The sequence below is a fragment of the Hydrogenophaga sp. SL48 genome (assembly GCF_021729865.1).
In the GTDB taxonomy this organism is placed as follows: Bacteria; Pseudomonadota; Gammaproteobacteria; order Burkholderiales; family Burkholderiaceae_C; genus Hydrogenophaga.
Genome location: NZ_CP063400.1, coordinates 3,367,563 through 3,385,287 on the forward strand (window position 1 = coordinate 3,367,563; position 17,725 = coordinate 3,385,287).

Below are 17,725 nucleotides of genomic sequence, written 5' to 3' on the forward strand. Positions count from 1 at the left end.
TGCGGCGCTCACAACAACCCCCGGCCCTTGGCGATCTTCAGCTCGTCGGCGTCGGGCACCACGCCGGGTGTGAAGTAACCCGCCGCCATCTTGGCGTCCATCTCCACGCGCGCGTCGGCGGGGATCAGTTCGTCCGGGATGTTCACGCGTTCGCCGACCTCGATGCCCGAGCCGGTGATGGCGTCGTACTTCATGTTGCTCATCGACACCAGCCGGTGGATCTTGGTGATGCCCAGCCAGTGCAGCACGTCGGGCATCAGCTCCTGGAAGCGCATGTCCTGCACACCGGCCACGCACTCGGTGCGCGCGAAATACTGGTCGGCCGTGTCGCCGCCCACCTGGCGCTTGCGCGCGTTGTAGACCAGGAACTTGGTCACCTCGCCGAGCGCCCGGCCTTCCTTTCGCGAGTACGACACCAGCCCCACACCGCCGCGCTGCGCGCCCTGGATGCACTCTTCGATGGCGTGCGTGAGGTAGGGCCGGCAGGTGCAGATGTCGGAGCCAAACACGTCGGAGCCGTTGCACTCGTCGTGCACGCGGGCGGTCAGCGTCACCGACGCGTCGGCCAGGTCGCGCGGGTTGCCGAAGATGTAGACCGTCTGCCCGCCGATGGGTGGCAGAAACACCTCCAGGTCGGAGCGCGTGACCAGCTCGGGGTACATGCCGCCGGTCTCTTCAAACAGCACGCGGCGCAACACCGCCTCGGTGCAGCCAAAGCGCTTGGCAACCCCTGGCAGGTACCACACCGGCTCCACCGCCACCTTGGTGACGACGGCAGCGCCGCCCGCCGTGAGGAACTGCCCGTCGGGCTTCAGGCGGCCCTTCTGCAGCGCGTCGATCACCTCGGGCAGGATCACGTGCGCCTTGGTCACGGCGATGGTCGGGCGGATGTCGTAGCCCGCCTCCAGCTCGGTGGCGTAGGCGTCGGCGATCACCGCGCCCCAGGGGTCCATGCTGACGATCTTGCCGGGGTCGGCCCACTGCGGGTAGGGGCCGATGATGTCGGTGGGCGCGGTGTTGGTGAGGTCGGCGCGGTGCTCGCGCTTGAGCGCCCCCGCCGCCACGGCCAGCGCGCGGTACACGCTGTAGCTGCCGCTGTGGGTGCCGATCACGTTGCGGTTCGACACGTTGAGCGTGGTGCCCACCACCGGCCCGCGTTCGCGCGCGGTGGCCGCGCCCCACACGATGGGCAGCGCGCCGAACCCGCCGGAGTGCGAGGTGAGCCGGATGTGGCGCGGGTGCGGCGTGTTGGGCGACGCAGGCGCCACGGCCACGGGGGATTCCGACGACGGGGTTTCTGCAGACATGTGCACACCTTGGAAGCTTGGAAACAGCCATCGCTGGCGAACCCGCCGGAGCCGACGCGGTGTCGGCCCCGTGGCCTGAGAGGCTGAGCGTCTTTCGCGCATGCCCGAGCAACGCTCTGCCTCTGCACCCACTTTAGCAAGTGCAATGCCAACCGCAAGCCGCACATGCCCGCGCGTTCCTAAAATCACACATGGCTTCCACATCCCCTTCCCTTTCCGTTGCCGTGCTAGGCGCTGGCGCCGTCGGCTGCTTCTACGGCGGCATGCTGGCCCGCGCCGGCCACCGTGTCACCTTGATCGGTCGGCCGCAGCACGTGCAGGCCATCCAGGCCAATGGCCTGCGCATGCAGACCCTCAGCTTCGATGAAGCGGTGCCGCTGGCCGCGAGCACCGAAGCGTCCGCCGTGGCCGATGCCGACCTGGTGCTGTTCGCGGTGAAGTCAACCGACACCGAAACGGCCGGTGCGCAGATGCGCGAGCATCTCCAACCCGGCGCGCTGGTGCTCTGCCTGCAGAACGGCGTGGACAACGCCGAGCGGCTGCGCGCGGTGCTGCCGGGCGTGGACGTGGCCGCCGCCGTGGTCTACGTGGCGACCGAGATGGCCGGCCCCGGCCATCTGCGCCACCACGGGCGCGGTGAACTGGTGATCGAGCCCTCGCCCACCAGCGACGTGGTGGCCCGGGCCCTCATCGCCGCCGGCGTGCCCACCGAGGTCAGCGACAACGTGCGCGGCGCGCTCTGGGCCAAGCTCATCCTCAACTGCGCCTACAACGCGCTCTCGGCCGTGGGCCGCATCCCCTACGGCGAGCTGGTGCAACGCCCCGGCGTGCGGGACGTGATGCGCGACGTGGTCGCCGAGTGCCGCGCCGTGGCCGCGGCCGACGGCGTGAACCTCCCCGGCGACGTGGACGCCGCCGTGCGCCGCATCGCCGAGACCATGCCCAGCCAGTTCTCATCCACCGCGCAGGACCTGATGCGCGGCAAGCCCAGCGAAATCGATTTCCTCAACGGCCAGGTGGTTCGACGCGGCGAGGCGCTCGGCGTGCCCACGCCAGCCAACCGCGTGCTGTGGGCGGTGGTGAAGCTCGCGGAGGGCAGCGCGGCCGCCTGAATTTCGTGGGCGGGACCGTGACAACCCGCCCTCGGTCATCAAGGCTTCTGCGTGCCCACCACCTCGATCTCCACACGGCGGTTCTGGGCGCGACCGTCGCGGGTCTGGTTGGACGCCACCGGCTGCGACTCGCCCTTGCCTTCGGTCTTGATGCGGTCGGCCGGCACGCCTTTGCTCACCAGGTAGGCCTTGACCGCCTCGACGCGGCGAATGGACAGCGAGCGGTTGTAGGTGTCGGTGCCGATCGCGTCGGTGTGGCCCACGGCGATGACGGTCTCGACGTCGACCTTGGCCATGTCAGCGACCAGGCCATCCAGGGCGGCCTTGCCGGCCGGCTTGATCACCGACTTGTCGAAGTCGAACAGGGTCCCTGCCTGAAGGGTCATGGCCATCACCGGTGCGGGGGCCACCACCACCGGAGCGGGCGGTGCCGGGGCCGGTGCGGGGGCAGGTTCCGGTGCGGGGGCCGGCGCGGCGGCCACGGGCGGGAGCGGCTTGATGGCGCCGTCGCAGTCCGGGTGGGCCGTGGCCGGTGTCCAGTGGTTGTTGCGCCAGCACAGCTCGTTGCTGCCGTTGCGCCAGACCAGGTCGCCACCGCCGTTCGTCCAGTTGTCGACGGTCTGGGCCGCGGCGGCAGACGCCAGGGTGACCGACGCCACCAGCAGGGCCATGCGGTTGAGGTTGTGCTTGTTCATGGGGATTCCTTTTCAATGTTCACGCAAGCGTGGGGGGAAGACGTCGGCGGGTCTGTGCGCTAACCAACCGAGTGCGCTCAGTCTAGGAATCCACCCGGCGCGCGCTCATCGGAAGCCACCGCAAGTGCGTGTAGGACAACATGCCGTCCCGCCATGGCCCATCTGTGCAGCGGCACCGGTCAACCGGCCATCGCCACCTGGGTGTACAGCGGGATGCCCAGCAGCATGTTCAGCGGGAAGGTCAGCCCCAGCGACAGGCCGACGTACAGCGAGGGGTTGGCCTCCGGGATCGCATAACGCACCACCGCCGGCACGGCGATGTAGGACGCGCTGGCCGCCAGGGTCATGAGCAGCGCCGTGTCGCCCGCCGGCAGGCCGGCCAGGCGGCACAGGCCCCAGGCCAGCGCCGCATGCAGCAGCGGCGCCAGCACCCCGTACCCCAGCAGCCACGGCGAACACCCGCGCAGCCCGGGCAGGTTGCGCGCGGCCTTCAGGCCCATGTCCAGCAGGAAGAAGGCCAGCATGCCCTTGAACAGGTCGCCCGAGAACGGCTGCATCGCCTCGCGCCCCGCCTCGCCGGTGACCATGCCCACCAGCAAGGCGCCCAGCAGCAGCAATTGCGAACCGTCGGTGAACGACTCGTGCAGCAGCTTGCGCCAGTCCCCGTGCCCACCCGCGACCGCGGGCGCCGGCGCCAGCGCGGCCACGCCGCCGGCAGACACCACCAGGCCCTCGGCCGGCACCTGACGCAAGCGGTTGGCCAGCAGCACGGCCAGCACGATCGCGGGCGACTCCATCAGCGCCATGGCCGCCGCCATGTGACCGCCGTGCGCCACACCGAGCTGGTCCAGGTGGGCGGTGGCGGTGATGAAGGTCACCGCGCTGACCGAGCCGTAGGTGGCGGCCAGGGCCGCCGCGTCAAAGCCCGACACCAGGCAGCGCAGCACCGCATACCCGGCCAGCGGCACCACCACCGCCAGCGCCACCGCGATCGCGAGCCCCGCGCCCACCTGCGCGTTCAGCCCCGACGCGGCCAGCGCAAAGCCCCCCTTGAGGCCCAGCGCCATCAGCAGGTACATGGACAGGAAGCGGGAGATGGAGGCCGGGATCTCCAGGTTGGACCTGAGCAGGCCAGCGGCGGCGCCGACGACAAAAAACAGGACAGCGGGGTCGATCAGCGTGTGCAGGTTCATGGGTTTCTTTCGGAACGCCGCGATTCTGGGCATTTGTCTGCATTCCGTAAAATCGATTCTTCACCACCGATCCATCGACTTTTATCTATGACCATCACGTTCCGGCAGCTGCGGCTGTTCCTCGCGCTGGCCGACACCGGCAGCGTGAGCGCGGCCGCACGGGCGATGCACGTCACGCAGCCCACGGCGTCCATGCAGCTGCGCGAAGTGACCGAATCGGTGGGCCTGCCGCTGTACGAGGTGATCGGTCGCAAGGTCTTCCTGACCGAGGCGGGCCTGCAGCTGGCCGGCACCGCACGCGCCATCGTCGACGAGTGGGAACGCTTCGGCCAGCAGGTCAACGCCATGCAGGGGCTGACCCGGGGTCGGCTGCGCGTGGCCGTGGTGAGCACCGCCAAGTACTTCGTGCCGCGCCTGCTGGGCGGCTTCTGCGCACTGCACCCCGAGATTGAAATTTCGCTGGAGGTGCTCAACCGCGACGGCGTGGTGCAGCGCCTGCGCGAGAACCGCGACGACCTCTACGTGATGTCGCAGCCGCCCGCCGACATCGATCTGGTCGACCAGACCTTCCTGGCCAACCCGCTGGTGCTCATCGCCCCCGCCAACCATCCGCTCGCGCAGCGCCAGCGGGTCGCCCTCACGGCCTTGCAGGGCGAGCGCTTCATCCTGCGCGAGCGTGGCTCCGGCACCCGCCTGGCCACCGACCGGCACTTTGCCCAGCAAGGCTTCGAACCCGCGCTCAAGCTGGAACTGGGCAGCAACGAGGCCATCAAGGAAGCGGTGGCCGGCCACCTGGGTGTGGCCATCGTCTCGCGTCACGCGCTCAAGGACGGCGGGCTCGGCCAGGACCTGTGCGTCCTGCCCGTCAGCGGCTTCCCCATCCGCTCGCAGTGGCACCTGGTGCACCCGCGCGCGAAGCAGCTCTCACCCATTGCGCAGGTGTTCCGCCGCCACCTGCTGCAGACCGCGCCCGGCTGGGCGCCCGCCTGACCGGCCCCTATCAGCGGGGCGCCGCCTGCGCAAACCGCTCGGCCACGGGGCAGGACGACAGCGGTGAGCGGGACGGAGCGGGTGGTCTTGCCCCCTCCCAGACAGACCCGCGATCAGCGGCTCAGCGACACCGTGCTGTCTGAGTCGATGGAGGTGATCTGTCGACCTTCGAGCGTGCGCTTCACCACGTAGGTGCTGTCGCTCACCTCGGTCATCAAGGGCGCCCCGCGCATCCGCAGGGTGGAGGTCTGGCGCAGCTTGACGGTGGCCGACATCCAGGGGAATCCCGAGGGTTCCAGGCTCAGCAGCTCGTTGTTGATGTTCAGGCTCGGCTGGGTCACCCGCAGGGCGGCGCTGGCGTCCTTGAGGTGGTTGCAGAGATCTTCCTTGCCGCCCTCCACCGCCGTCTCGCCGCGCTCGGTCTGCATGCGCAGGTTCACCTGCACGTCCTGGGCGTAGGCGTCGCACATGCCGTCCGCGCCCTTCAGGGCCAGGTCTTGCTGCTTCTGCATCCAGCTCATCATGGCCGGCTCTGAAAACACGAAGCGGCTGTGGCCGTAAAACGCGGCGGCGAGCACGCCGATCCAGAACAGTTTTCTCATGGGTTCCTCTTCCTCTTGTGTGGTGGGTTTCAGCGGGGGAACGTCCCCTCGCTGCGGGTCGTCATCTTGGCGATCTGCACGGTCTTGATGGTGCGCCGCAGGACGTAGGTGGTCTCGCCCGCCTCGGTCAGCGTGGGCATGCCGGGCAGTTCAAAGCGTGTGTTCTGCCGGACCTTGACCTCGGCCGACATCCAGGGAAAGCCCGAGCGCTGAACGCTCACCAGGTCGGTGTCGGTGTGGATCTGCGGCTTGAGCAGGCGCACGGTGGCGTTTGCGGCCTTGATGTAGTCGCACACATAGGCCCTGTCGCCGTCCAGCTGCCACTCGCCCTTGGCGTGCACCGCCCGCACGCTCACTTCGGTGTCCCAGCTGAAGTCATTGCAGACGCCCTCTTTCTGCTCAAAGACCGCCTGCTCGTGCGACTCGATCCAGCGCAGCGCCCGGCTTTCCGACAACATCCAGCGGCTGTGGCCGTAAAACAGCGCCACCAGCGCGGCCAGCCAGACCAGTTTCTTCATGGTTCCTCCCTGTGGATCCCTTCTCCCTCCGAGAAGGCCGCACATTCTCGCCGAAGGCGATCCGGCCGCTTCAGGCCGGGGGGAGGAACGGATCGGGCGGGACCGCGCGGAGGCACCCCGGGCGCTTCAGCGCGGGTCAGGCCCCGGGGCGAGCGTTGCCTTCAGGGCGAAACGGCGTTCCCGCCGAGGCTGGCGCAGACCCTCCGAAGGCGCTGTTCGGCCTCGTCGGCCACGGTTTTCACGCCGGCGCCGCCGACCAGCTTCACCATGACCTGCGGGTCCAGGAAGCCGACCACCACCTGGCCGGGCTCCACCTCCCGCACGATCACATTGCAGGGCAGCAGCAACCCGATGTCGGGCACCGCCTGCAAGGCCTGAAAAGCCAGCGGCGGGTTGCACGCGCCAAGGATGCGGTAGGGCGGCATGTCTTCGCCGAGCTTGTCTTTCATCGCGGCTTGCACGTCGATGTCGCTCAGCACGCCAAAGCCTTCGGCCTTGAGCGCCTGCGTGGTCTTGGCGAGCGCATCGTCAAACGAGACGCCGCTGAGCGTGGTGGTGAATCCATACATGGGGGGGGTCCTTCCTGGGGTGGGTGGTTCGGCTCCGAAGATGGCCTTCGCGCGGCGATGCGTCTGTTCGAGACCGCACCGACCAGGCACGACGCCAACGTCAGATTCAGAATGCCATCATCGATGACTGCGTCCCCTTGAGCAACACCTTGACCACCACCCCACCCGCCGCCCCGGCACCCACCCCCGCGACACCGGCCCCTGGCAGCGGGCCTGGCCTGTCCGCGGCCGACGCGGCGCAGCGCCTCGCCGAAGACGGCCCCAACGCCCTGCCGGGCGGGCAGCAGCGCAGCCTGCTGTCCATCGCGCTCGACACGGTGCGAGAGCCGATGTTCCTCTTGCTGCTCGCGGCCGGCACGCTCTACATGGTGTTCGGCGACCTGCAGGAGGGCCTGACGCTGTTCGGCTTTGTGGTCATCACGCTGGGGCTGACGCTGTACCAGGAGGGCAAGACCGAGCGCGCGATCGAAGCGCTGCGCGACCTGACCAGCCCGCGCGCGCTGGTGATCCGGGACGGTGTGCCGCAGCGCATTGCCGGGCGCGACGTGGTGCGCGGCGACCTGCTGCAGCTGAGCGAAGGCGACCGCGTGCCGGCCGACGCGCTGCTGGTGTCGGCCGACGGCGTGCAGGCGGACGAATCGCTGCTGACCGGCGAGCCGGTGCCGGTGAGCAAGCGGGCAGCGCTGACACCGGAGCTGGCGGCGAACCCGCAGGCCGACGACGCCGCCCGAGCCCGCCCCGGCGGCGACGACCTGCCCAGCGTGTACGCGGGCACGCTGATCGTGCAGGGGCACGCGCTGGCGCGCGTGATGGCCACCGGCGCGCGCAGCGAGATCGGGCGCATCGGCACGGCGCTGGGCACGCTGGAGACAGAACGTTCACCGCTGCAGAAGCAGACGGCGCAACTCGTGCGCAACCTGGCCCTGCTGGCGCTGGCGCTCAGCCTGGCGCTGGTGCTGGTGCACGGCCTGGTGCGGGGCGACTGGCTGCAGGCGCTGCTGGCCGGCATCGCACTGGCCATGGCGATGCTGCCGGAGGAATACCCGGTGGTGATGACCGTGTTCCCGGCGCTGGGCGCGCGCCGCCTGTCCAAAGAAGGCGTGCTCACGCGCCGCATCAACGCGATCGAAACGCTGGGCGCGACCACGGTGCTGTGCAGCGACAAGACCGGCACGCTGACCGGCAACCGCATGACGGTGACGCACCTGGCGGCGGGCGGCGTGGCGCTCGCCGACCGGCTGGCGCTGGAGGCCGGGGACGGTTCACCGCTGCCCGAGGCCTTCCACACGCTGGTGGAGTTTTCGATCCTGGCGAGCGTGGTGGACCCGTTCGACCCGATGGAGAAGGCGTTTCACCAGCTGGGCGAACGCTTCCTGACCGACACCGAGCACCTGCACCGCGACTGGCGGCTGGTGCAGACCTACGCGCTCAGCCCCGCGCTGCGCGCCATGTCGCATGTGTGGGCTTCGTCACAGGATGGTGTGCAGACCGTGGCCGCCAAGGGCGCGCCCGAGGCCGTGGTGGACCTGTGCCACCTCGACGACGCGCAGAAGGCCCACATTGCCAGCGTGGTGGACGAACTCGCCGCCGAGGGCCTGCGCGTGCTCGCCGTCGCCCAGGGCCGCTTCGAAGGCCAGGACTGGCCCGCCAACGAGCACGATTTCGACTTCACGTTCGTCGGCCTGCTGGGCCTCGCAGACCCGGTGCGCCCGCAGGTGCCCGCCGCCATCGCCGAGTGCCGCGCGGCCGGCATCCGCGTGGTGATGATCACCGGCGACTACCCGGCCACGGCGCAGGCGATCGCGCGGCAGGCGGGCCTGGCGGAGTCGGCCGCCGAGGTGCTCTCGGGCGACGAGATGGCGACGCTGAGCGACGCCGCCCTGCGCGAGCGCATGGCGAGCGTGAGCGTGTGCGCGCGCATCGCGCCCGAGCAGAAGCTGCGCATCGTGCAGGCGCTGAAAGCGCGCGGCGACATCGTCGCCATGACGGGCGACGGTGTGAACGACGCGCCGGCCTTGCGCGCGGCGCATGTGGGCGTGGCCATGGGCCAGCGCGGCACCGACGTGGCGCGCGAGTCGGCCTCGCTGGTGCTGGTGGAGGACGACTTCGCGGCCATCGTGCGCGCGGTGCGGCTGGGGCGCCGCATCTTCGACAACCTGCGCAAGGCCATGTCGTACATCCTGGCGGTGCACGTGCCGATCGCGGGCATGGCGCTGCTGCCGGTGCTGCTCGGCTGGCCGGCGCTGCTGTTCCCGATGCACATTGCCCTGCTTGAACTCATCATCGACCCGGCCTGCTCGATTGCCTTTGAAAACGAACCCGCCGAGAGCGACGTGATGCAGCGCCCGCCGCGCGACGCCAACGCACCGCTGTTTGGCGGCGTCACCCTGTGGCTGGCGCTGCTGCAGGGCCTGGGCGTGCTGGCGGCGGTGTTGGGCGCGTTTGCCTGGGCGGCGCCCCGGCTGCCCGAGGCAGAGGCCCGCGCTTTTGCCTTTGCCACGCTGGTGATCGGCAACCTGGCACTCATCCTGTCCAACCGATCGGCCACGAGGCCGCTCTGGGCCACGCTGCGCACGCCGAACACCACGCTCTGGGTGGTGGTGGGTCTGGCGTTGGCGCTGCTGCTGGCCGCGCTCTATGTGCCCTGGGCGGTGGGCGTGTTGCGCTTTGCGCCCTTGCCCATGCACGAGCTGGCCGCCGCCGGCGGGCTGGGCCTGTTCAGCGTGTTCTGGTTCGAGGGCATCAAGTGGGCCAGAAGGGCCCGCGCCGGCTCACGCAGACCGACCGTGGCGCAGTGAGGTGACCGTGCCGCGCCAGTAGGTCTTGCGGCCCTCGGGCAGCAGCCAGGCCACTTCACCGGTGAGCGGCACGGTCATGCTGCCCACGCGCTGGTGGTTGGACCAGGTGCCTTCCCACGGCGCCATGCGCACCTGTTGGCCCAGCAGGCGACCGCGCGCCTCGGCGCGCACCGAGGCCATGTGGCCCGCGTCATCGAAGCGGAACAGCAGGGTGAGCGAAAGCGCCCCGTCGCTCAGCGTGGCATTCGCCGAGTGGTCATCCACGGCGGTCCAGCGCACCCCCTGGCTGGGCAGCAGGGCGGTGGGGTACCAGGCGGCTTCGGCCAAGAAGCGCATCAGCTCACCGCGCGCCAGCTCGCCGCCGCCCTGCATGTCGGCCACATCGAACAGCCCGAACACGGCCGCGTGCAGCAGGCCCTGCCCGTCCGCGTAGCCGTCGTGCACGCGCACGGCCACACCGGGCGCCATGGCGATGCGCGCGTCCCAGAGAAACCCGGGGCGCTGCACAACCACCCGCTGGCGCGAGGTGAAGGGCTTCCACTGTTCGCCGGTGACCGACAGGTTGAAGCTGCCGGTGTGTTCCAGCGTGGCGGTGGTGACCAGGGGTTGGCCCGGTGTGAGCACGGTGCTGAAGTAGCGCCGCACCGGCGCGGGCAGGCCTTCGATCTCGCGCGGGTCGTAGCGGGCCGCCGAGGCCGGCAGGCGTTGCGCGTCCAGGCGGGCGATGAAGGCGCGCGTGGCGGCGTTCCAGCGCCAGGCACCCCCGGCGGTGAGCGCCGCCCACAGCAGCGCCAGCGCGCCGGCGGTGAAGAGAAGCCAGTGAAACCAGGTCATGGAGCGGGTGCTTTCAGGATGCGGGGCGGCGGCGGGCCACGGCCCTCCAGCCTACCAAGCGATGGCACCCCGGTCTGTGCGCTGGAGGACGCCGCCGCGCCACGATGGGCCTGGACCCCGTGGGGTCAGCGCACGGCGCCCGCCGGAAACCACGCTACACTCCGTCCTGCTCCGGGGTGCACAGACCGAAAGGTCCAGCGCTGAGATGGTTGAAGAACCGAACCCGTGAACTTGATCTGGCTAGTACCAGCGAAAGAAGAGCGCAGCCCCCAGGGCCTGCATCCCCCACCCGTCCCTCGTGCGACGGGTCCGTCCACACCAGCGGTGGACCCGGGTGCATGTTTTGACGGGCGGTCTCCGGAGCATCCACAGCCCCACACAGGAGACCGCCATGAACGCCCCCGACAAGATTCCCTTCGCCGACCAGTTCGCCCTCAGCCGCGAGCCCTTCCCTGCTTCGCGCAAGGTCTACGTGCCCGGCTCGCAAGCCAGCATCCAGGTCCCCATGCGGGAGATCCTGCTGTCCAACGGTGAGCAGGTCACGGTGTACGACACCTCCGGCCCCTACAGCGACCCAGCCGCCGCCATCGACGTGCGCACCGGCCTGGCCGACGTGCGCGGCGCCTGGATCGCGGCGCGCGGCGACACCGAGAGCTACGAAGGCCGCCAGCGCGCCGCGCTGGACGACGGCATCAAGAACGAGGCCGCGCAGAACGGCACCACCATCGAACGCATCGAAGCCCTGCGCGCCGAGGCCGCCGGCCTGCAACGCACGCCGCGCCGCGCCAAGAGCGGCATGAACGTGTCCCAGATGCACTACGCGCGCAAAGGTATCGTCACGCCCGAGATGGAGTACGTGGCCCTGCGCGAAAACGGCAAGCGCGAGTGGATGCGCGAGTACCTGGGCGACCCGGCGCGTGAAGCGCGCCTGCGCGGCAACCCCATGGGCGCGCGCATTCCCGAGGTGTTCACGCCCGAGTTCGTGCGCGACGAGGTGGCGCGCGGCCGCGCCATCATCCCGGCCAACATCAACCACCCTGAAGTGGAGCCCATGGCCATCGGGCGCAACTTCGGCGTCAAGATCAACGCCAACATCGGCAACTCGGCCGTGACCTCCAGCATCGAGGAAGAAGTGGACAAGCTGGTGTGGGCGATCCGCTGGGGCGCCGACAACGTGATGGACCTGTCCACCGGCAAAAACATCCACACCACGCGCGACTGGATCGTGCGCAACTCGCCCGTGCCCATTGGCACGGTGCCTATCTACCAGGCGCTGGAAAAGGTGGGCGGCGTCGCCGAAGACCTGACCTGGGCGATCTACCGCGACACGCTGATCGAGCAGGCCGAACAGGGCGTGGACTACTTCACCATCCACGCCGGTGTGCGCCTGGCCTACATCCACCTCACGGCGCAGCGCCGCACCGGCATCGTCTCGCGCGGCGGCTCCATCCTCGCCAAGTGGTGCATCACCCACCACAAGGAGAACTTCCTCTACACGCACTTCGAAGAGATCTGCGAGATCATGAAGGCCTACGACGTGAGCTTCTCGCTCGGCGACGGCCTGCGCCCCGGCAGTGCTTCGGACGCCAACGACGAAGCGCAGTTCGCCGAATTGAAGACGCTGGGTGAGCTCACGCAGGTGGCCTGGAAGCACGACGTGCAGACCATGATCGAAGGCCCCGGCCACGTGCCCATGCACCTGATCCAGGCCAACATGGACGAGCAGCTCAAGCACTGCCACGAGGCGCCGTTCTACACGCTGGGCCCGCTGACCATCGACATCGCGCCGGGCTACGACCACATCGCCTCGGCCGTGGGTGCGGCCATGATCGGCTGGATGGGCACCTCCATGCTCTGCTACGTGACGCCCAAGGAACACCTGGGCCTGCCCGACCGCGACGACGTGAAGCAGGGGATCATTGCCTACAAGATCGCCGCCCACGCCGCCGACATCGCCAAGGGCCACCCCGGTGCCCGCGCGCGCGACGACGCCATGAGCAAAGCGCGCTTCGAGTTCCGCTGGCGCGACCAGTTCGCGCTCGGCCTGGACCCGCAGACCGCCGAGGACTACCACGACGAAACCCTGCCCAAGGATTCGTCGAAAGAGGCGCACTTCTGCTCCATGTGTGGTCCGAAGTTCTGCTCCATGAAGATCACGCAGGACGTGCGCGACTACGCCGCCGCCAAAGGCGTGAGCGACGAGCAAGCCCTGAGCGAAGGCATGGCGCAGAAGAGCGCGGAGTTCAAGGCCGTGGGCGGCGAGTTCTACGTGCCGGTGTCGTCGTTCGCCGGGCCGCCCCAAGAACGACAGCACCCCCTTGGGGGGACTGGCGAAGCCAGGGTTGGGGGCTCAGATCCTTCGCTGACCACCAAGGGCTGAGCCATGGCGTCCATCGGGATCGCAGGGGCCGGCCTGCTGGGCCGCTTGCTGGCCTGGCGGCTGGGCGCCACACACGAGGTCACCGTGTTCGACCCGGCCGACGGGCCGCAGGCCACCAGCGACGGCCGGGGCGCCGCAGCGTTCACGGCCGCGGGCATGCTCAGCCCGCTCGCCGAGCTGGAGACCAGCGGTCCGCGCGTGGCCGAGCTGGGCTGGCGCTCCATCGCGCTGTGGCGCGAGATCGCCCAGGCGCTGAGCCACGCGCCGTCGTCGGCCAGCGCCTTGCCCGAGGCCTGCGGCACCTGCACCGCCTGCGCGCCCGCGCCGGGCGCAACGGCGCCGGCCGACATCCACTTCCGCGCGCTCGGCAGCCTGCTGCTGGCCCACGGCAGCGACCTGGGCGCCGCGCGCCGCGTGCTCGCGCGCCTGGAGACCGCGCCCACCCTGGCCGCCGGGCTTCCCGCGCCGCAGGCCCTGGACCGTGCGGCGCTGGCCGCGCTGGAGCCCAGCATCGACCCGCGCCTGCACGCCTGGCTGCTGCCGGGCGAGGGCCAGATCCTGCCGCTGCAGATGCTGCCGGCGCTGTGCGCGGCGTCGCCCCGCGTGCGCTGGCGCTGGAACACCCGCGTGCGCGAGGTGAGCCCGGGCCAGCTGCGGCTGGAGGACGGTTCGTCGCCGCGCTTCGACCTGGCCATCGACGTGCGCGGCGTGGGCGCCCGGCCCGATGCGCCGGTGCGTGGCGTGCGCGGCGAGGTGGTGTGGCTGCAGGCGCCGGGCGTGACGCTGCACCGCCCGGTGCGCCTGCTGCACCCGCGCCACCGCGTCTACATCGTGCCGCGCCCCTGCGACCACATCGTCATCGGCGCCAGCGAGATCGAGAGCGAAGACCGCTCGCCGGTGAGCCTGAAGAGCGCGGTGGAGCTGATGGCCGCGGCGCAGAGCGTGATCCCGGAGCTGGCCGAGGCGCGCATCGTGCACCTGGAGACCAACCTGCGCCCCGCCCTGCCCGACAACGAGCCCGACACCCACTTTGAGCCCGGCCTGCTGCGCATCAACGGCCTGTTCCGCCACGGCTGGCTGCTCGCGCCGGCGCTGGTGCAGGACGCACTGAAGCTCGCGGGCGCGGAGGCTTCACTCCCTCGCCCCTCTGGGGAGAGGGCTGGGGTGAGGGGCCTGCCTGAGCCAACGCCTGAAACACAACAGAACCACTGACCCAGGTTCACCCCACAGGAATGCCCATGCCTGAAACCCTTTCGCATGCAGAAGCCCAACTGCGCTTCAACGAACTCACCCTGCCCTGCCCCAAGGACCTGACGCTGGCCGCGCTGCTGGCCGCGCAAGGGGTGCAAGCCACCCAGGTGGCCACGGCGGTGAACGGCGAGTTCATCCCGTGCACGCAACGCGAAGCCACCGTTTTGCAACCCGGCGACACCGTGTTGACCTTTCAAGCCATCGTGGGTGGGTGAATACATGAGCACAACGACAAACAACTGGTCGCCCTACGGCATCGAACTCACGAGCCGCTTCCTGCTTGGCACCGCGGGCTACCCGTCACCGCAGGTGCTGGCCGAGAGCATCGCCGCCAGCGGCACGCAGATCGTCACCGTGGGCCTCAAGCGCACGCTGGCCGCGGGCGGCGACAACGGCTTCATCGGCATCATCCGCAGCGCCATGCGCGAACAAGGCGCACGCCTGCTGCCCAACACCGCCGGCTGCCGCACCGCGCGCGAAGCGGTCACGCTGGCGCACATGGCGCGCGAGCTCTACGACACGCACTGGATCAAGCTCGAAGTGGTGGGCGACGAGCACACCCTGCAGCCCGACCCCTGGGGCACGGTGGAGGCGGCGGCGCAGCTCACCCGCGACGGCTTCGCCGTGTTCCCCTACTGCACCGACGACCTCGTGACCTGCCAGCGCCTGCTGGACGCGGGCTGCGAGCTGCTGATGCCCTGGGGCGCGCCCATCGGCTCGGGCCAGGGGCTGATCAACCCGTTCGCACTGCGCACGCTGCGCGCACGGCTGCCCGGCGTGCCGCTGGTGGTGGACGCCGGCATCGGCGCGCCGTCCCACGCGGCCGCCGCGATGGAGCTGGGCTTTGACGCCGTGCTGCTGAACTCCGCCGTGAGCCAGTCGGTGGACCCGGCGCGCATGGCCCGCGCCTTCGGCCTGGCCATCGAGGCCGGCCGCGCGGCCTTTGAGGCCGGCGTGATGGCCCCGCAGGACATGGCGGTGGCGAGCACACCCGTCAGCGGGCATCCCTTTCTGATCAATTGACCATGACCCCCATCATCTGGAGCATCGCCGGCACCGACAGCGGTGGCGGCGCCGGCCTCTCGGCCGATCAGCGCGCGGCCGATGCCTTCGGCGTGCACCTGTGCCCGGTGGTCTCGGCGGTCACCGCGCAGAGCACGGTGGCCGTCACGCAGGTGCAGCCGGTGCCCCCCGAGCTGCTGGAGGCGCAGCTGGCCGCGCTGGCCGACGACATGCCGCCCAGCGTGATCAAGACCGGGCTGCTGGGCAGCGCGGCCCACGCGCGGCTGGTGGCCACCTGGGTTGATCGGCTGCGGCGGCGCGCACCGCTCAAGCTGGTGATCGACCCGGTGCTGCGCGCCAGCACCGGCGCGGGTTTCGCCGACGAAGAGCTGCTGCAGGCGTACCGCGAACAGCTGCTGCCGCGCGCGAACGTGATCACACCGAACCAGAACGAGGCGGTGGTCCTGCTCGGCGGCCAAGGGAGCAGCACCGTGCCCGCGCTCGCCGCCACCTTGCAGCAGCTCGGCGCGCAGGCCGTGGTGATCACCGGCGGCGACACGGCCACGCCCCAGCGCTCGCTGGACTGGCTGCAGACCCCGCACGCGCGGGGCTGGCTGAGCCTGCCGCGCGTGGACACGGCGCACCACCACGGCACCGGCTGCACCTTCGCCACGGCACTGGCCGCCGCGCTCGCGCGGGGCTTCGTGGCGGCCGACGCCGCCGTGCTCGCCAAGATGGCCACCACGCACGCGCTGCGCCACGCGCGCGCCGTGGGCCAGGGCGCCGGGCCTGTCATCGCGATGCCGGGTTTTGGCACCGATCCGTCCCTGCTGCCCCACCTGAGCCTGGACGAACAGGCCCCCGGCGCCTGGCCTGCGCCGCACCAGGGCCCGGCGCCCGGCGTCTACGCCATCGTGGACAGCGCCGAGCGCGTGGAGGCCGTGCTGCGCGCGCGGCCCACCGTGCCCACGGTCCAGCTGCGCATGAAGCGCCCGCTGGGCCTGGACGACGAGGTGTGGTCCGCCCAACTCACGCAGGCCATCCAGCGTTGCCAGCGCGCGGCCGATGCCGCCGGCGCCACGCTGGTGGTCAACGACCACTGGCGGCTCGCGCTGCAGGCCGGCGCGCGCGCGCTGCACCTGGGCCAGGAAGACCTGCTGGCGCTCACGCCCGACGACCACGCGCAGCTGCAGGCCGCGCGCGACAGCGGAGTACAGCTCGGCCTGAGTTCCCACAGCCTGTGGGAACTGTGCCGCGCGGCGGGCATGGCGCCCGACCTGATCGCCTGCGGCCCCGTGTGGCCCACCACCACCAAGGACATGCCCTGGCTGCCGCAAGGCCTGGACAACCTGGCCTGGTGGGCCCACATGGCGCCCGCGCCGGTGGTGGGCATCGGCGGCATCCTCGAACCCGCGCAGCTGCAGGCCGTGGCCGCAACCGGCGCGGCGGGCGGCTGCGTGGTGCGCGGTCTGGGTGCGGAGCCGTCGAACACACTGCCCGCCTGGCTCAACGCCTGGCAACTGGGCGCTGCAAACCGCCAACCTGGGGTCGTGCCCCCGCTGCCGCACCCGATGTTGCCCACCTGAGAATGTGTGAACAACGCCAGCGGGCCCTCGCAGGGCGACCCAGCGGCAGCATCAACACCCGGACCGCTGGCTTGCTGGCGGCTCAATGAACCCGCAGCACCTCAAACTGCTGTCGGATGGCAGCGACCTGTATCGACACCTCATCCCCCTCGCATTTACCCAGCATGGCCCTGCCCAAAGGGGCTTCGCTGCTGATGACCTGAACAAGCTGAGCGCCGCTGACCAACGTCATGCTGCCCCCATCCGGGCCGAGAAAGAACTGTTGCTGCTTGTCGTCGGAATCGATCAGGCAGACCAGCGCGCCAAGCTGAATACCTGTGCTGGCGTCATAGGGGCGCGGGCGGAATTGGCGCCAATGGGCCATCGCCTGGCGGATGGCTTCGGCGCGACGAGCCTGGCCGGTGGCCAGGTAGGCGGCTTCGAGTCCCAATGTGTCGTATTTGTTTTCGGCGACGTTCTCTTCGTGGGTCGCCGTTTCATGGGCAGTCCGAACTGCCTGTTCGGCTTGCAGCAGGTCTTCGGCGAGCCGTTCCAGCACCTGCTGCTGCAGCAAGAATTTATCCATGATGAAAGGTGGGCGTCTCGAACAAGCGGGGTCAGGTCTTGATTGTGAAGGGCCCCACCAGCCTTCGACGCTCCTTTGGGCTGCAGGTCAACTTCAACCATGGGCGCTGACCTGTCGCCCATTTCGGCGCATCGAACGGCAGGCGCTGGCCGGCAGTGGCTGTTCGTGGACAGTGCCGACGCCTGGCTTTGGTTGGCGAGCGCTCTGACAGCGAAGGTCATGTTCCCGGCACTGCCGCGTGCTCACGCTCCCGGCCAGATCCAGTCTTCGCAGCTACGGCAAAGCGGTCGTTCAACGTATGAGCTCAGGCCGCGACCCGTCAG

The 17,725-nt window shown here is 70.1% G+C and carries 16 protein-coding genes and 1 riboswitch; of the genes, 8 read left to right on the forward strand and 8 right to left on the reverse strand.

Annotated elements, in window-relative coordinates; translation table 11 throughout:
* Nucleotides 1-8: 8 nt before the first annotated feature.
* Nucleotides 9-1,307 carry a GTP cyclohydrolase II gene (locus IM738_RS15955; protein ID WP_236961987.1) on the reverse strand — a complete coding sequence of 433 codons (1,299 nt, stop codon included), beginning with the start codon at nt 1,305-1,307 and terminating at the stop codon, nt 9-11.
* Between the two features lie 191 nt (nt 1,308-1,498).
* Here IM738_RS15955 and IM738_RS15960 point away from each other — a divergent pair, with 191 nt between their 5' ends.
* Nucleotides 1,499-2,419 carry a ketopantoate reductase family protein gene (locus tag IM738_RS15960; protein WP_236961989.1) on the forward strand — a complete coding sequence of 307 codons (921 nt, stop codon included), beginning with the start codon at nt 1,499-1,501 and terminating at the stop codon, nt 2,417-2,419.
* 38 nt (nt 2,420-2,457) lie between these two features.
* Here the strand turns inward: IM738_RS15960 and ompA are convergent, their stop codons facing one another.
* The gene (gene ompA / locus IM738_RS15965; protein WP_236961990.1) at nt 2,458-3,114 is read right to left on the reverse strand and encodes an outer membrane protein OmpA; all 657 of its coding nucleotides are present in this window, start codon (nt 3,112-3,114) and stop codon (nt 2,458-2,460) included.
* Between the two features lie 179 nt (nt 3,115-3,293).
* The gene (locus tag IM738_RS15970) at nt 3,294-4,301 is read right to left on the reverse strand and encodes a sodium-dependent bicarbonate transport family permease (RefSeq protein ID WP_236966334.1); all 1,008 of its coding nucleotides are present in this window, start codon (nt 4,299-4,301) and stop codon (nt 3,294-3,296) included.
* Between the two features lie 93 nt (nt 4,302-4,394).
* Here IM738_RS15970 and IM738_RS15975 point away from each other — a divergent pair, with 93 nt between their 5' ends.
* Nucleotides 4,395-5,297 carry a LysR family transcriptional regulator gene (locus tag IM738_RS15975; RefSeq protein ID WP_236961991.1) on the forward strand — a complete coding sequence of 301 codons (903 nt, stop codon included), beginning with the start codon at nt 4,395-4,397 and terminating at the stop codon, nt 5,295-5,297.
* 113 nt (nt 5,298-5,410) lie between these two features.
* Here the strand turns inward: IM738_RS15975 and IM738_RS15980 are convergent, their stop codons facing one another.
* The 3 genes from IM738_RS15980 to IM738_RS15990 all read right to left on the reverse strand — a co-directional run bounded on the left by IM738_RS15980 (nt 5,411) and on the right by IM738_RS15990 (nt 6,986).
* Nucleotides 5,411-5,899, reverse strand: coding sequence for a hypothetical protein (locus tag IM738_RS15980; RefSeq protein ID WP_236961992.1), 489 nt, complete (start codon nt 5,897-5,899; stop codon nt 5,411-5,413).
* A 29-nt stretch (nt 5,900-5,928) separates the two neighbouring features.
* Nucleotides 5,929-6,417, reverse strand: coding sequence for a hypothetical protein (locus IM738_RS15985; RefSeq protein WP_236961993.1), 489 nt, complete (start codon nt 6,415-6,417; stop codon nt 5,929-5,931).
* Nucleotides 6,418-6,578: 161 nt separating this feature from the next.
* Nucleotides 6,579-6,986, reverse strand: a complete 408-nt coding sequence (locus tag IM738_RS15990) for a DUF302 domain-containing protein (RefSeq protein WP_236961994.1) — start codon at nt 6,984-6,986, stop codon at nt 6,579-6,581.
* A gap of 149 nt (nt 6,987-7,135) precedes the next feature.
* On the opposite strand from IM738_RS15990, the gene IM738_RS15995 reads away from it, so the two are divergent.
* Complete coding sequence (locus IM738_RS15995; RefSeq protein ID WP_442908433.1) at nt 7,136-9,784, forward strand: cation-translocating P-type ATPase; 2,649 nt, start codon at nt 7,136-7,138, stop codon at nt 9,782-9,784.
* Here IM738_RS15995 and IM738_RS16000 read toward each other — a convergent pair.
* Nucleotides 9,758-10,618 (reverse strand): DUF6920 family protein, encoded by an 861-nt coding sequence (locus IM738_RS16000; protein ID WP_236961995.1) that lies wholly within the window; start codon nt 10,616-10,618, stop codon nt 9,758-9,760. The genes IM738_RS15995 and IM738_RS16000 overlap by 27 nt on opposite strands.
* A 162-nt stretch (nt 10,619-10,780) precedes the next feature.
* A riboswitch (TPP riboswitch) is annotated at nt 10,781-10,893 on the forward strand.
* A gap of 116 nt (nt 10,894-11,009) precedes the next feature.
* Here IM738_RS16000 and thiC point away from each other — a divergent pair.
* The 5 genes from thiC to thiD are packed head-to-tail and all read left to right on the forward strand — an operon-like array spanning nt 11,010 to nt 16,837.
* Nucleotides 11,010-12,998, forward strand: a complete 1,989-nt coding sequence (thiC, locus tag IM738_RS16005; RefSeq protein ID WP_236961996.1) for a phosphomethylpyrimidine synthase ThiC — start codon at nt 11,010-11,012, stop codon at nt 12,996-12,998.
* Nucleotides 12,999-13,001: 3 nt separating this feature from the next.
* Nucleotides 13,002-14,210: an FAD-dependent oxidoreductase gene (locus IM738_RS16010; protein ID WP_236961997.1), complete on the forward strand. Its 1,209-nt coding sequence runs from the start codon at nt 13,002-13,004 to the stop codon at nt 14,208-14,210.
* 26 nt (nt 14,211-14,236) lie between these two features.
* On the forward strand, nt 14,237-14,464 hold the full coding sequence (gene thiS / locus IM738_RS16015) for a sulfur carrier protein ThiS (RefSeq protein ID WP_236961998.1): 228 nt from the start codon (nt 14,237-14,239) through the stop codon (nt 14,462-14,464).
* Between the two features lie 4 nt (nt 14,465-14,468).
* A complete protein-coding gene (locus IM738_RS16020) occupies nt 14,469-15,272 on the forward strand; it encodes a thiazole synthase (RefSeq protein WP_236961999.1) in 804 nt (267 codons plus the stop codon).
* 2 nt (nt 15,273-15,274) lie between these two features.
* Complete coding sequence (gene thiD / locus IM738_RS16025; protein ID WP_236962001.1) at nt 15,275-16,837, forward strand: bifunctional hydroxymethylpyrimidine kinase/phosphomethylpyrimidine kinase; 1,563 nt, start codon at nt 15,275-15,277, stop codon at nt 16,835-16,837.
* Between the two features lie 82 nt (nt 16,838-16,919).
* On the opposite strand, the gene IM738_RS16030 is transcribed toward thiD, so the two are convergent.
* Complete coding sequence (locus IM738_RS16030) at nt 16,920-17,402, reverse strand: GreA/GreB family elongation factor (protein ID WP_236962003.1); 483 nt, start codon at nt 17,400-17,402, stop codon at nt 16,920-16,922.
* Between the last annotated feature and the right edge of the window lie 323 nt (nt 17,403-17,725).

Coding starts and splice junctions, on each gene's coding strand:
- IM738_RS15955 (WP_236961987.1), bottom strand. CDS start 1,307: ATGTCTGCAGAAACCCCGTCGTCGGAATCCCCCGTGGCCGTGGCGCCT.
- IM738_RS15960 (WP_236961989.1), top strand. CDS start 1,499: ATGGCTTCCACATCCCCTTCCCTTTCCGTTGCCGTGCTAGGCGCTGGC.
- ompA (WP_236961990.1), bottom strand. CDS start 3,114: ATGAACAAGCACAACCTCAACCGCATGGCCCTGCTGGTGGCGTCGGTC.
- IM738_RS15975 (WP_236961991.1), top strand. CDS start 4,395: ATGACCATCACGTTCCGGCAGCTGCGGCTGTTCCTCGCGCTGGCCGAC.
- IM738_RS15980 (WP_236961992.1), bottom strand. CDS start 5,899: ATGAGAAAACTGTTCTGGATCGGCGTGCTCGCCGCCGCGTTTTACGGC.
- IM738_RS15985 (WP_236961993.1), bottom strand. CDS start 6,417: ATGAAGAAACTGGTCTGGCTGGCCGCGCTGGTGGCGCTGTTTTACGGC.
- IM738_RS15990 (WP_236961994.1), bottom strand. CDS start 6,986: ATGTATGGATTCACCACCACGCTCAGCGGCGTCTCGTTTGACGATGCG.
- IM738_RS16000 (WP_236961995.1), bottom strand. CDS start 10,618: ATGACCTGGTTTCACTGGCTTCTCTTCACCGCCGGCGCGCTGGCGCTG.
- thiC (WP_236961996.1), top strand. CDS start 11,010: ATGAACGCCCCCGACAAGATTCCCTTCGCCGACCAGTTCGCCCTCAGC.
- IM738_RS16010 (WP_236961997.1), top strand. CDS start 13,002: ATGGCGTCCATCGGGATCGCAGGGGCCGGCCTGCTGGGCCGCTTGCTG.
- thiS (WP_236961998.1), top strand. CDS start 14,237: ATGCCTGAAACCCTTTCGCATGCAGAAGCCCAACTGCGCTTCAACGAA.
- IM738_RS16020 (WP_236961999.1), top strand. CDS start 14,469: ATGAGCACAACGACAAACAACTGGTCGCCCTACGGCATCGAACTCACG.
- thiD (WP_236962001.1), top strand. CDS start 15,275: ATGACCCCCATCATCTGGAGCATCGCCGGCACCGACAGCGGTGGCGGC.
- IM738_RS16030 (WP_236962003.1), bottom strand. CDS start 17,402: ATGGATAAATTCTTGCTGCAGCAGCAGGTGCTGGAACGGCTCGCCGAA.